We start from the raw sequence: 12,573 nt of genomic DNA on the forward strand, positions 1-12,573 counted from the left end.
AATTATCTAAACAATGAAATCATTTAATCTCTCGCTTATTGCACTGTCATGCGCAGCGCTTTTACCAACTTCAGTAGCCTTTGCTAATAACCAAGCTAAGGTAAAAAACAACGACGACATTGAAGTTGTCAGTGTTTATGGTCGCCAAAATAAAGTGGTATTGAACTCGGGTCTTGCTACTAAATCGAATATGTCGTTAATGGAAACCCCAGCGGCTGTAGTGGTGGTTGACAGTGAATTACTTAACTCGCAACTTGTCGACAATTTACAAGATGCTATCAGAAACATCAGTGGTGTAACCCAAGCTGGTAACAATTACGGCATTGGCGATAATTTAGTGATCCGTGGCCTTGGTGCTAACTACACATACGACGGCATGTATGGTGGCGCGGGCCTTGGCAACACCTTTAACCCTACCCGTTCAATGACCAATGTTGAGTCAATCGAAGTATTAAAAGGCCCAGCAACCGGTTTATACGGCATGGGCAGTGCTGGCGGTGTTATTAACCTGATTGAGAAAAAACCAGAGTTTGAAGCCTCTCACACCATGACCGCCGATTTAGGCCAGTGGAATACCTATGCGCTGGAACTTGATTCAACGGCTGCAATCACCGATGATCTCGCTTACCGTATTTTGGTTAAATCAGCGCGCAGCGACGGTTATCGCGATTTAAACAACGACCGCGACGAAGCCTACCTCAGCTTCAAATACGTATTTAGCGACAGCCACGATATAATGCTTTCGACCGCCTATATTAAAGATGGCATTGGAGTTGACTCAATCGGTCACCCTATTCGTATTTATAATGCCGAATCGGTCGGCGGTAAAGGCGCGGGCGACGTAAGCTGGACTGACTTAGTAAACGACCCTAACGGGGTTGGTATTCAGCTAAGCGATGCACAAAGACAACAATTGGCAGAGTCACTTGCAGCTAACGATGGCTTAACGCCTTACACCTTTGGTCATAACGGCATCATTTCACCGATGGCAAAAGACAATGAAGGTGAAGAGTTTCGTATAAAGCTAACGCACAATATTAACTTCACTGATAACCTCTACTTTAACCAGCAATTACAATACCGCGACTACGATTCAGGGTTTGCCCGTCAAACTGGTGCCTATAACTATGTGTATTGGAACCGCCGCGGCACTATAAATGCCGATCCGCGCGCACCATTAGTCGTTGACGGTGAGCTTTTCCCATTTGCTGCAAGACGTCAAGAATACCGAAAAGTAACTGCAAATGAGCAATCGTTACAATATTTTGCTGATTTACGTTACGATTTTTCAATTGGTGATATCGACAACGAATTACTAGTCAATGCAAATTATGAAGACCGTGACATTCGCTTTCAGCAGTATTCTATCTATGACGCTGATAAAGTAATTAAAGACAAAGATGGCAACACAATTTATCGTGGTCAATTGCCATATATTTTTGATATTCGCACACCTAATTGGGGTGCGGGCAGCTTCGAGGATTATGATCCGCTTAAAACCGCGAACTACAACAAAGAAGTCAGTGCTTGGGGGTTAGGTATTCAACATGTAGGGTATTTTGACTTTGGTTTAACTACGCGTATTGGCGTAGCGTTTAATGAAATCACTCAGCGCTATGCGCACTTTGGTGTAGACCCGCGTTACCGCGCAAGTGCCGCTGAGCCAACACCAAAGCAAGATACCTCTGATAGTGGTATGACTTATAATTTAGGTGCAACCTACCTTATAAATGACGACTTGTCGATATTTGTAAACCACGCAAAAGGCCGAACCGCCTACAGTGTGCTTGGCACTATCTACGGCAACGAAAGTGACCGTAAAGATTCAGAATCTATCAGTAATGATATTGGTATGCGTTATAAAGCACTCGATGATCAACTGGTTGCATCATTAGTGATATTTGAATCTAGTCGCACTAATTTACGCTATAACAACCCAGATTTTGATGAAGGTGTTTCAGCACCGAATGTACCGCGCTACTTCTATGATGGTAAAGAAGAAACAAACGGTATTGAACTTGATTTAAATGCTTATTTAAATGAGCAGTGGAAACTAAATATCAATGCGGTGTATCAAGATGCCCGTGATAACGATGATGAGCGACAAAAAGGTGTACCATATGTTACAGCGGGTGCTTGGTTAACTCATTCGAGTTATGTCTTTACCAGTGAAAGCCCGATTGAATTCAGCGTTGGCGGCATCTATGTTGATGAGCGCAGCACAAACTCAAACTCCTTTGGTATTCCTGACGGTTATGTACCAAGTTATACCGTGTTTGACGCGGGAATTGCTTACCAAGCTGAGAATTGGGGTGTACAACTTAAGTTAAATAACTTATTCGACAAAGTATATTACGAAAAAGCCATGTTCTTAGGTGGTATGCCTGGCAAAGAGCGTAATGCCCAATTGCGCTTTAACTACCGCTTCTAAAACTGTGGTCTCGGATGAAGTTAACACATATACGGCTAACGTAAATTAATTTAGCCAAACCTGAGATCATAACCATTTTCATACCCAAGGGATCTGAACATTCAGATCCCTACTTGTTTGGCAAAATATCCTGCTGCCAAGAATCCGATACAAAATCGATAAATGCGCGTACAAGCGGAGATTGATAACTTCGTGATAGATACACGGCCCACAACTGACTCGCTTCAAGTGAATACTCAGTTAAAATAGGCACAAGCTGTTGTTGCTGTATGTAACTGCGAGCAATATCAAACGGCAACCATGCTATTCCGGCACTATTTATCGCCGCGTGCACAATCGTGGTTACATCATTACACACGAGTGGCCCAGACACCTTCACTTCAACACGTGTATTGTCATTAAAAAAGCGCCATTGGTTGTGATTTAAATGCACCAAACAAGGGTGATCTGTTAATTCATCCGGTGTTAAAGGCGCACCATGTTTTGCCAAATAACTTGGCGAAACACAAACACATGCGCCAATTTTCAGAAGTGGTCGTGCAATCAAGTTTTCATCTGGTGTATTTGTATACCTAAGCGCAATATCAATACGCTGTTCGACTAGATTTGAAAAGCTATCGCTGGCGTGAATATCGATCTTAACTCGCGGGTGTTGCGCAATAAACTGGCTAACTGCGTCTACTAACATAGTTTGTGCAAAACCAATTGGACTCGAAATTCGAATGGTTCCTGACAACTCTGTTTTATTTGCAATGCTTTCAGCCACCAGCGCACTGGTTTCATTCAATATTCTCTCAAAACGGATTAATGCGCGCTCGCCTTGTTGAGTCAAACTTACTTTACGGGTTGTTCTGTGCAGTAAACGCTGTTCTAACCATTGTTCCAGCTCTTGAACATGCCGCGACACTTGCAAGCGACTGAGTTCCAGGCGCTCAGCTGCTTTGGTAAAGCTTGCCAAGTGTGCAACTTCAACAAAGCTTTTAATTGCATTGATACGATCCATAATTAGTAACTTCAATTGATACAATCTATTTCAATTTAACCTGATTATTTCATGATAGTTTTCTTCTAATCTAGACACAACGAAATCAAACACATTGTGAGGAAAAAATATGAAACTCGTTGTTTTAGGTGCATCAGGTTGGATTGGTAGCCATATTGTTGCAGAAGCAAAGTCAAGAGGTCACCAAGTGACTGCACTGGTACGAAACCCCAAAAATTATGACGTGACCGATGTTAACGTTAAACCATTCGACTTAACCGATAACAGCTCCCTTTCAGATGTAATTACGGACGAAAGCGTATTTGTTACAGCCATAGGTGGCCGCGCGTTGGGAAATCACAACATAGTGGCAGACACCGCAAGGCGATTACTGAGCGAATTGCCACATACCGCTATTGAGCGACTGGTTTGGGTGGGCGGTGCAGGTTCATTAACCGTTGCACCAAATGTAAAACTGGTTGATACGCCTGAGTTTCCCGTAGAATACAAAGATGAAGCGATTGCTCAAGGCGAGGCATTAACGGTGTTCCAGCAAACACAAACCCCATTAAACTGGACATTTATTTGCCCTGCCGCTGAAATATTCCCTGGCGATAAGCAGCAAAATTATCGCGTGACAGACGACCAACTATTAGTTGACGAACAAGACCAGAGCCGTATTTCTGTCGCTGACTATGCCGTTGCGTTTGTTGATGAGCTAGAAAAAGCAAAATACCTGAATCAGCGAATTGGTGTGGCTTACTAAACAAAGTTTACTCATTGCGTTACACACATTTGATGTAACGCCGCGTCTAAATAAATAGCCCAAGTTCTGGTTAAGTAAAAGCCTTGTCACGTATTAGTGCTACAAGGCTTTTTTTATCGAAAGATTTAAGCTTTAGTTCTGGCTAAAAAAAGCCATTTTCAAAATCCATCGCATGGTCTAAATCATCAGGAAAATAGAATAGCCAACCTTGCGTTTGCTTTTCTACCAGCAACATATTGAGTAATTTAATGCTTAAGCTGTGAGCTTGTAATTGATCAACCCCAAAGGAAAACTTTTCAATTTTGAAGGCTTTGATTGTTACTTTACAGCGAAAATCGCCACCGGGTTCTGGATCCGGTTCTGGTAACCCTATTTCAATGGTTAAGTCTAAAAAATCCCCTTTAGGGCTTTTTGCTACATAGTGACTGCTAATCATAAACGTTATTATCAATAAAAAAACGCGACCAGTGTAAATCATAGCCGCGTGTTTTTGTATCAATAATCGTTAGCCAAGTGAACGTGCTTTTTGATATGCCTCTCGGCTGTGCACATTTGCTAAATAGCGAGTAATGTTATCGCGGTTTTCAAGCAAGTTTAAATTAGCCGCAAACTCTAACGTGATTGTCATCATAATATCCGCAGCGGTAAACTGGTTGCCAGCAAAATAGGTTTGCTTAGCAAGTACTGCATCAATGTAACCTAAATCTAGGTTAATCTCTTTTGCAATATAGCCATCCATAGGGTTAGTGCCATCACGTTTTTCCATTTGCATTAACAAGGTCGCAATAATCGGCAAACCTAACGATCCTTCAGCAAAATGCGACCATTCAAGATACTGGTAATAACTTTTTGTGCCTTTTTCTGGGCGTAAACGCTGCGTTTCGTCTTGATCGAGAATGTACTCCATAATGGCGCTTGATTCGCAAATTACAACATCGTTGTGTTCAATGATTGGCGCTTTATTTAGCGGATGAATTTCCCCCAAACTAGCGGGGGCTAATCGCGTTGTCTCATCACGTTTATGATGTTCAATTTGATATGGCATACCCAGTTCTTCAAGTAACCACAATACGCGTGTTGAGCGTGATTGATTGAGATGATGGACTGTAATCATAAGCAACTCCTGTTTATTCTGTATCCAAGTGTTCTGGGCCAACTTGCACAACCAATTTGCCAAAGTTCTCGCCCTGCAATAAGCCGATAAATGCCGACACCGCATTTTCAAGGCCGACTACTTTGTCTTCTTTATATTTGATTTGCCCTGATACAAGCCATGGCACCATGGCTTGTTGAAATTCACCATAGCGATGACCGTAGTCATCAAATACAATAAAGCCTTGCATTTTTATGCGCTTAACAAGCAAATTGCCCATTAATAAACCAAGGCGGTCTGGGCCAGGTGGTAAATCCGTTGCGTTGTATTGCGCAATTAAGCCACACAATGGAATACGTGCTTTGCTATTTAAAAGAGGTAGTACGGCATCAAACACTTTTCCGCCTACATTTTCATAATAAATATCAATACCCGAATCACACACTGTTGCCAGTTGTTCAGCTAAATCCGCATCATTGTGGTTTAAACAGGCATCAAAGCCTAACTCGTTTACAGCGTAATCACATTTTTCTTTGCTACCTGCGATACCAACCACTTTGCAGCCTTGCAGCTTACCAATTTGACCAACAAGACTACCTACTGCCCCTGTTGCCGCCGCAACAACTAGGGTTTCTCCAGCCTTTGGGGCGCCTATGTCCATTAACCCCATATACGCGGTTAACCCAGGCATACCCAGTACACCTAACCCATAAGATGGATTGGTCATTGCGCTATCTAACTTGATTACGCCCTCACCATTTGAAATGCTGTAATCTTGCCAACCACCAAATGCGACAACCAAATCACCTTTTTCAAATCCCTCGAGATTAGATGCTTCGACACGACAAATACTGCCACCTACCATAACCTCGTTAATCGCCACGGGATCTGCGTAAGACTTTGCGTCATTCATTCGCCCGCGCATATAGGGGTCAAGCGATAAATAGATGGTACGAAGCAACATTTCATTGTCACCAACAATCGGTAGGCTGCTTTCTACTAAATTAAAATTCGCGGGTATTGGTGCGCCATGGGGGCGCGACGCTAAAGTAATTTGGCGGTTTACTGCGCGATTTTGCTTCATATTAAATCCTTCTTGTTGAACAGGGTATTAGCCGATTACTCTGCCAATAGCTTTGCCAAAAACTCACCAACAGCATGTGCGCTTGCTGGGTTTTGCCCAGTAATTACACGCCCATCTTCAATTACAAACTCACCCCAAGGTTGAACTTTGCTATATTGCGCGGCTATACGTGTTAAGGCTTCTTCAAGTAAGAAAGGAATATCATTGATGGTGCCAAAATCGACCTCTTCTTCACGGGTAAACGCTGTTACTTGTTTGCTCGCAATTAATGGTTCGCCGTTACTCAATGTGATAGGTAACAATGCCGCAGGACCGTGACATACTGCAGCAATAATGCCACCTGCTTCATAATGTTTAGCCGCCATACTCGCAACTTCTTTATTGCTCGCTAAATCAGACAGCAACCCAAAGCCACCTGGGTAGAAAATTGCATCGTAATTATCAATTTTAACTTGCGATACAGGCACCGTATTGTTGATCTGCGTTTGGAATGACGCATCACCAAGTACTTGGTTATTCACATCATCACCCTCGATATCTGTGCCATAAAGCGGCGCCTTACCACCATTAATCGATACAATATCAAACGCAATTCCGTTATCGTTTAATACGTGGACAACATGCGTCAGCTCTGGCGCATAGGTGCCATTTGCTTGGTCGGTTTCACCCAGGGTTGCGTGATTTGTTACTGGAATAAGTACTTTTTTCATAATAAATACCTTTATTGCGTTTTAATCAGTTAAAACCACTTTATATTGTTTCTATTTCAATGATAATTACCTAAATCAGTTAAACTCTTTTGCTATTTAGCAACAATCAACGCAAATGTGTGCTTTATCATAAAAAACGTTAACACAAAGCGGGTTGTTATAATGGAGTCGTTATATGGATAGTTTTGAAGGTATATTTGAATTTGTTGCCGTTGCCGAAAGCGGTGGTTTTTCAGCCGCGGCTAAGAAGTTAGGTTGTTCCACCAGCCACATTAGCCGACAAGTATCGCGATTAGAAGAACGCTTAGGCTCGCGATTGCTTGCCCGCACCACGCGACAAATCAGCTTGACTGAAAACGGTGAGTTTTATTACCAGCAATGCAAATATCTAGTAAATGGCTTACAACAGGCTAATGAACAAGTTACTCAGCAGCAGTATCAACTAAACGGAACTCTGAGAGTCAGTGCTGCAGGGGGCTTTGCTGAGAATTTTGTCGCTCCCGCGCTTATGACGTTTGCCAAAGACCACCCTGAGCTTTCCATTGATATCGACTTTAATAGTCGCATGGTTAACTTTATAGAAGACGGCATAGACTTTGCGATTCGTTATGGCGAATTAAATGATTCAAACCTTATCGCGCGAAAACTAATTAGTCGCTCTATGATGCTTGTTGCGAGTCCTGACTATTTGGCCAAGTACGGTACACCAAATCACCCGAATCAATTAAAAAGTCATCGCTGCATTTTGGCAAACAGTGACCACTGGACCTTTAATATTGATGGGATTAAGCAAAGCATTAAAGTCAGTGGTAATTGGCAAAGTAACAATTCAAATGTGGTGCTTGATGCGTGTGAACAAGGTTTAGGCATAGCCTACATGCCAGACAGCACCTTCACGAAGTCAATTAAACAAAAAAAATTAGTGCCAATATTAGCCCCCTATTGCATTACTGGCGCAACAAGTTGGATTGTGTATCAAAACAAACAATTTATGCCACTGCGTGCACGCCTTGCGATCGATTATTTATTAGAACACTTCGCTAAATGGCCAAATGAATAAAAACGACTATTTCGAGCTGTAAAATGGCATTAAGAGGTCTGAATCACGTTATCGCTAACGTGTATTTTCATCACTATTATTCAAATAATAATACAATACGAGATTTGCGATAAACCATAAGTCTTTAATTAAAAACTGCCCACCCGATGTGAGTAAGGTCTCGCCCGATAACGCTGCCGGCCATGTAAACAAAAATGTTTGTGTTGTTAGCATTACAGCCCCTGCCATGGCAATACCTGGTAATAATAAACGCTTAAATTGCAGAGATAAAATTAATAGACTAAGTGCAACAAGGTCGTAAACCCCAATAATATTTGAAGCGGTTTGCACAGACCAAATTGAATACATCCAACTCATTAATGGCGACGAACGAACCAGATCTTCAATGCCTTGCGCCTCAAGCAAAGTAAACTTCATGCCTCCAATCCATAACAGCACCAATACAACAGGAAATAGCTGTAAAACGTGCTGTTGACGAAGTGTCATTTTATCGGCGTAAATAAAGTGAATTGCAAGTGCCAACAACGCAGCATACTTAATGATCCCTTGCCCAGAACCAATCGCCGGAAAACCGCCTAAATCAGCAATCCAACGACTACTGTCCAGTAATGTGAGTAACGGCGCTATGCTAATAACGAGTAAAAAAGCAGATAAAACACTTTGGTATTTACGCTTTTTTATACTCAACAAAGCAAGAATAGCCATAGCCAAAAATGCAAAACCCGCTAGCAAACTTGCATAGCGCGAACTCATCACGCCATCGAGCAAATAAAAATCCAGCACGCGCTGTAAACTTAAATCTTGTCCAATCAGCAAGGTGCTGATCCCCATTAATAAACCGGAAACGCCAAGCAATGCGCCAACAATTACTTTATTGCTGCTTTCTTTCATAAGTTGTGTACTCAACCATCTAATCATAAATCGTATGGTGATAGACCTGTATTGAGCACAAAACTATTCAAAAAAGTAAAATAATCCGCCAGTTCTGCTTCGCTCTGACTTGCAATATGTTGCTGTTAAAATAAAAACAGGCCTTGTAACGGCCTGTTTTTAATATGATAAATCAGCATCATTACTGTTAAGCATGTGAATTCAACCAATCGAGCGCAATTGGCCACAATGTGTTGGCGCGACGACTAAAAAACTTCATATGGCCAATTTCGTTTAAATTATGATCGGCTGGCGACAACGTCAGTGTGTTTGCCGCTAAGTTGGGGCAAACCGACATCATATCGCGCACATTCTCATAGGTCGCAATAAAGTCATCTACGGCATTGACCCATAACGCTGGCATAGCAAGTTCGTTGTAGTAATGCGTAAAAACTGTTTTATTAAATGCAGTTTTTACATATCCACTACCGTTACACCAAGTTTGCCATTGCTTCGCAACCTGTTTTGGCAATGGCTCTCCCATGCCAAACCATTGGGATTTCGTATAACCAAATACCATGTTTGAAAACGGAATAAACATATTCATGAAAAAATGTGATTTAAACTGATCTTTCAGTTTCATATTGCGCAGTTGCCCTGACGAGCTTGCAAAATTGAATATTGAACTTAATTCGGTCGCATTTTTGGCAAGGCCAATAAGCTGACCACCGGCGCTGTGGCCAACTAAATGGTACGAAGTATTTGGAAATAACTGCTGTAAGCATGAAATGGCGGCAGGTTTATCTAATTGCCCCCAACATTGTAAGCTCGCGGTATGCGACGCAATATCACCATCAATTGATTGCCCAATACCACGATTATCATACGTTAAAACGCCAAAGTCATTGCCTGCTAAATATTCTGCAAACGCATTATAGAACTGACGTTTTATACCGGTAGCCGGCCCAATAACAACCGCTGCTTTTACATTATCAGGTAAATAAGCTGTCGCGGCTAATACATAATTATCTTCACAACTAATTTTAATTTCTTGTTTAACAAAGCTCGCCATGGATTATGCAATTAATAAATGTTCATACTTCATAGATTACAAGTGGTCTTACCAGATAGCAATAAGCATAATCAGCCAAAACCGCTTTTATAAAAGGCACAATAGTTGCTTAACTGCCTGTTTACATGTCAAATTATGGACGTTTATGAACATTAATAATCTTTCCTCGGGCTATTCAGGATATAACACATTACTTCACACTAACGAGGACGACATAACACAATCAAAAAACGATACCGCCAACGCTGACGCAAAAGACAAAGCGAGTGAATCACAGAACGAAAAACCGGCGAAAACAGAAGAGCAACACGATGCTGCTAAACCAAATGAAACACAAGATAAAATTAACCACATTGTGTCGCTGCAGCAGCAAATAAAAGACTTACGTAACACCTCAGATGATGACGACCCAGAAAAAAATACGAAACTCATTGAACTGCAAAAACAGTTAGATGAAGCGCTTGTGAACGTACAATCACTAATACAACAACAAGCAGCAACGTATGTAAGCGGACTATTTGCAAAACCGACTCACACGGCACAGAGCAATGCTGGCTTATTTTTAAATAGTAAAGCGTAAAGCTATCTAGTAATCACTGGCAATTTGATTTGAGCATCAAACACATGATGCTCGGTGAACTTGTTAATAGTGCGTTTTTCTAACTTTGCGAAGCAAGGGGGTAGCTAACGGTTTTGAGCGTTAACAGATTACTCAGCAGCAAGACTCGGCATTTGCTTCTTCTGTTGGTATTGCGTTGCGATTAAATAACCGAAATAACATAACGGTGCAGGTGACAATACTTTCAATACGTTAATCAGGATAGACGCTTCAGGGTGCAATACAATACTTAAAACGCCATACAAGATTAACAATCCGGTAAAGTATACGAGCTGTAAAACATGTCTTTTAGCGCGAAAAGTAATAAATGCGGCGGTTAACATAGTTGTAAAGACGCCTATTATCGCACTTCCAATAATTATAAACGGCGATTGTTCTGCCTGTTGTGCCAACGCTTGATAGTTTTGATTAGCAACATCCAAATTGAGTTGCCAAACCAAGGTTAATAAAATCGAACATGCGATGCTCACAAGTAAATACAACCCGCACGCCATCGCTAACACATTAAATTCTACTGATAGTCTTTTCATCTTTCATCCTTAGCAAGCACTTACTTGCCCCTTTGGTTAAATTTCAGATGAACCAATGCCTAATTTTCGCTTCAACTTGTACGCATGAAACATAAAATAAAGGGCAGAAAAGACCAATACAATTGACAAGCTATTCTTCAACACTTGAAACGTTTCACTATCAATTCGTTGCTCGTCATACGCGAAGAAAATGCCTACAAAACCAAACATGTGACAGGCAAATACAAACGCAAATTGAATATACATTCGCTTTAACTGTGAAGTGCGCTGTGTACTTCGTTTTTGTACTTGTTCGTCATCTATTTCCGCTGAAGACTCGCTTATTGATAAGTCACTAACACACAGTGATTGCACCGGTACCTCGTACACCGCCGCCAAGCATTTAATGCTTTCTTTCGATGCAACCGATTTTGCTTCAATTCTCTGTATTGTACGTAAACTTAAGCCTGAGAATTCCGACAGCGCTTGTTGCGACCAACATCGAGATTCTCTGAGCGACTTCAAATGCGCAGCGTTTATTTTCAATTGTATATTTTGGCTTCCTTACTGGCTCAGTACTAACCTAGCAAGCAAGCGCAATCTCCGTGACGTTATTGTTCCGTAAGCCTTACGTTACCTTTACGTAACCAAACAATAAATTCAAGCAATAACTGTGGTTAGCAATAAGTAATATTCCGTTAAGCTTTTTTACCAAACCACATTAGTTTGTATAAGTTTTGTAATGTCAGTGAGTTATAGTTGTTACAAGGATGAGGTTTATACGCCTATTGACACCACTCTTAAACACATAACAAATAAAGCAATTTGCGAGGGAACGTGATCACACCAATAATAATTCTTATCTTGCTAACAAGCCCACTACTGTTTGGGTTTATTAAAGGGCAAGTAACTCGACAAGTAATAAACATTAAAGAATATGCGTCTATTGGGTTGGGCATCACTTTCGTTTTCTTTGCAGTTGGTCATATTGTAAAAACACACGGTATGGTTGAAATGTTGCCGCCTTGGGTTCCCCTGCGTTTACAATTAGTTTATGCCACTGGACTATTAGAATTTGCGGTTGGCATTGCACTTTTTACTACAAAGTACCGTGAGCTGGCAGCAAAACTCGCAATTGTTATTTTTATTGTGTTTTTTCCGGCAAATATTTATGCAGCCTTCAACAGCATTGGTTTAGGTGGCCACCAATGGGGACCAATTTATTTACTTATTCGTGCGCCATTACAAATTATCCTCATTGCGTGGGCTTACTTTTTATGTGTTAAAACACACAGTTCAGTAACTATGCATGCAAGTGCAAATAGCTATTTAGAAAAATAACAATTTCACTATTATGCAAAAGGCGTACAACCTATT

At 41.3% G+C, this 12,573-nt stretch carries 14 protein-coding genes; 5 read left to right on the forward strand and 9 right to left on the reverse strand.

Translation table 11 applies throughout. The annotated features are described in order from the left end of the window. Nucleotides 1-13 precede the first annotated feature (13 nt). A complete protein-coding gene (locus PSPO_RS19940; protein WP_010558764.1) occupies nt 14-2,431 on the forward strand; it encodes a TonB-dependent receptor in 2,418 nt (805 codons plus the stop codon). 109 nt (nt 2,432-2,540) lie between these two features. On the opposite strand, the gene PSPO_RS19945 is transcribed toward PSPO_RS19940, so the two are convergent. Beyond that, the gene (locus PSPO_RS19945) at nt 2,541-3,434 is read right to left on the reverse strand and encodes a LysR family transcriptional regulator (RefSeq protein WP_010558763.1); all 894 of its coding nucleotides are present in this window, start codon (nt 3,432-3,434) and stop codon (nt 2,541-2,543) included. A 109-nt stretch (nt 3,435-3,543) separates the two neighbouring features. On the opposite strand from PSPO_RS19945, the gene PSPO_RS19950 reads away from it, so the two are divergent. Next, nucleotides 3,544-4,179 carry an NAD(P)-dependent oxidoreductase gene (locus PSPO_RS19950; protein WP_010558762.1) on the forward strand — a complete coding sequence of 212 codons (636 nt, stop codon included), beginning with the start codon at nt 3,544-3,546 and terminating at the stop codon, nt 4,177-4,179. 142 nt (nt 4,180-4,321) lie between these two features. Here the strand turns inward: PSPO_RS19950 and PSPO_RS19955 are convergent, their stop codons facing one another. The 4 genes from PSPO_RS19955 to PSPO_RS19970 form a co-directional block, all read right to left on the reverse strand. Then, entirely contained in the window at nt 4,322-4,615 is a 294-nt protein-coding gene (locus PSPO_RS19955) for a hypothetical protein (RefSeq protein ID WP_040641868.1), read from the reverse strand. A 69-nt stretch (nt 4,616-4,684) separates the two neighbouring features. Next, the gene (locus tag PSPO_RS19960) at nt 4,685-5,293 is read right to left on the reverse strand and encodes a glutathione S-transferase family protein (protein ID WP_010558760.1); all 609 of its coding nucleotides are present in this window, start codon (nt 5,291-5,293) and stop codon (nt 4,685-4,687) included. A gap of 13 nt (nt 5,294-5,306) precedes the next feature. Further along, the gene (locus tag PSPO_RS19965) at nt 5,307-6,356 is read right to left on the reverse strand and encodes an NADP-dependent oxidoreductase (protein WP_010558759.1); all 1,050 of its coding nucleotides are present in this window, start codon (nt 6,354-6,356) and stop codon (nt 5,307-5,309) included. Nucleotides 6,357-6,391: 35 nt separating this feature from the next. Beyond that, a complete protein-coding gene (locus PSPO_RS19970; RefSeq protein WP_010558758.1) occupies nt 6,392-7,066 on the reverse strand; it encodes a type 1 glutamine amidotransferase domain-containing protein in 675 nt (224 codons plus the stop codon). A gap of 175 nt (nt 7,067-7,241) precedes the next feature. On the opposite strand from PSPO_RS19970, the gene PSPO_RS19975 reads away from it, so the two are divergent. Continuing rightward, nucleotides 7,242-8,126 (forward strand): LysR family transcriptional regulator, encoded by an 885-nt coding sequence (locus tag PSPO_RS19975; RefSeq protein ID WP_010558757.1) that lies wholly within the window; start codon nt 7,242-7,244, stop codon nt 8,124-8,126. 54 nt (nt 8,127-8,180) lie between these two features. On the opposite strand, the gene PSPO_RS19980 is transcribed toward PSPO_RS19975, so the two are convergent. Then, complete coding sequence (locus tag PSPO_RS19980; RefSeq protein ID WP_010558756.1) at nt 8,181-9,017, reverse strand: DUF417 family protein; 837 nt, start codon at nt 9,015-9,017, stop codon at nt 8,181-8,183. A 187-nt stretch (nt 9,018-9,204) separates the two neighbouring features. Beyond that, a complete protein-coding gene (locus PSPO_RS19985) occupies nt 9,205-10,068 on the reverse strand; it encodes an alpha/beta hydrolase family protein (RefSeq protein WP_010558755.1) in 864 nt (287 codons plus the stop codon). Between the two features lie 145 nt (nt 10,069-10,213). Here PSPO_RS19985 and PSPO_RS19990 point away from each other — a divergent pair, with 145 nt between their 5' ends. Next, on the forward strand, nt 10,214-10,648 hold the full coding sequence (locus PSPO_RS19990; RefSeq protein ID WP_010558754.1) for a hypothetical protein: 435 nt from the start codon (nt 10,214-10,216) through the stop codon (nt 10,646-10,648). Nucleotides 10,649-10,776: 128 nt separating this feature from the next. Here PSPO_RS19990 and PSPO_RS19995 read toward each other — a convergent pair whose 3' ends face one another. Together PSPO_RS19995 and PSPO_RS20000 are read right to left on the reverse strand one after the other, a co-directional pair. Then, nucleotides 10,777-11,217 (reverse strand): hypothetical protein, encoded by a 441-nt coding sequence (locus PSPO_RS19995; RefSeq protein WP_010558753.1) that lies wholly within the window; start codon nt 11,215-11,217, stop codon nt 10,777-10,779. Nucleotides 11,218-11,253: 36 nt separating this feature from the next. Beyond that, entirely contained in the window at nt 11,254-11,742 is a 489-nt protein-coding gene (locus tag PSPO_RS20000) for a helix-turn-helix domain-containing protein (protein WP_010558752.1), read from the reverse strand. Between the two features lie 291 nt (nt 11,743-12,033). Between PSPO_RS20000 and PSPO_RS20005 the strand changes: the two genes are divergently transcribed. Continuing rightward, nucleotides 12,034-12,537 carry a DoxX family protein gene (locus PSPO_RS20005; RefSeq protein ID WP_010558751.1) on the forward strand — a complete coding sequence of 168 codons (504 nt, stop codon included), beginning with the start codon at nt 12,034-12,036 and terminating at the stop codon, nt 12,535-12,537. Nucleotides 12,538-12,573 lie beyond the last annotated feature (36 nt).

Origin of the sequence: Pseudoalteromonas spongiae UST010723-006 (genome assembly GCF_000238255.3) — a bacterium.
In the GTDB taxonomy this organism is placed as follows: Bacteria; Pseudomonadota; Gammaproteobacteria; order Enterobacterales; family Alteromonadaceae; genus Pseudoalteromonas; species Pseudoalteromonas spongiae.

What these genes read in the sequence shown, in the direction of transcription:
- PSPO_RS19940 (WP_010558764.1), top strand. Translation starts at nt 14, where the DNA reads ATGAAATCATTTAATCTCTCGCTTATTGCACTGTCATGCGCAGCGCTT.
- PSPO_RS19945 (WP_010558763.1), bottom strand. Translation starts at nt 3,434, where the DNA reads ATGGATCGTATCAATGCAATTAAAAGCTTTGTTGAAGTTGCACACTTG.
- PSPO_RS19950 (WP_010558762.1), top strand. Translation starts at nt 3,544, where the DNA reads ATGAAACTCGTTGTTTTAGGTGCATCAGGTTGGATTGGTAGCCATATT.
- PSPO_RS19955 (WP_040641868.1), bottom strand. Translation starts at nt 4,615, where the DNA reads ATGATTAGCAGTCACTATGTAGCAAAAAGCCCTAAAGGGGATTTTTTA.
- PSPO_RS19960 (WP_010558760.1), bottom strand. Translation starts at nt 5,293, where the DNA reads ATGATTACAGTCCATCATCTCAATCAATCACGCTCAACACGCGTATTG.
- PSPO_RS19965 (WP_010558759.1), bottom strand. Translation starts at nt 6,356, where the DNA reads ATGAAGCAAAATCGCGCAGTAAACCGCCAAATTACTTTAGCGTCGCGC.
- PSPO_RS19970 (WP_010558758.1), bottom strand. Translation starts at nt 7,066, where the DNA reads ATGAAAAAAGTACTTATTCCAGTAACAAATCACGCAACCCTGGGTGAA.
- PSPO_RS19975 (WP_010558757.1), top strand. Translation starts at nt 7,242, where the DNA reads ATGGATAGTTTTGAAGGTATATTTGAATTTGTTGCCGTTGCCGAAAGC.
- PSPO_RS19980 (WP_010558756.1), bottom strand. Translation starts at nt 9,017, where the DNA reads ATGAAAGAAAGCAGCAATAAAGTAATTGTTGGCGCATTGCTTGGCGTT.
- PSPO_RS19985 (WP_010558755.1), bottom strand. Translation starts at nt 10,068, where the DNA reads ATGGCGAGCTTTGTTAAACAAGAAATTAAAATTAGTTGTGAAGATAAT.
- PSPO_RS19990 (WP_010558754.1), top strand. Translation starts at nt 10,214, where the DNA reads ATGAACATTAATAATCTTTCCTCGGGCTATTCAGGATATAACACATTA.
- PSPO_RS19995 (WP_010558753.1), bottom strand. Translation starts at nt 11,217, where the DNA reads ATGAAAAGACTATCAGTAGAATTTAATGTGTTAGCGATGGCGTGCGGG.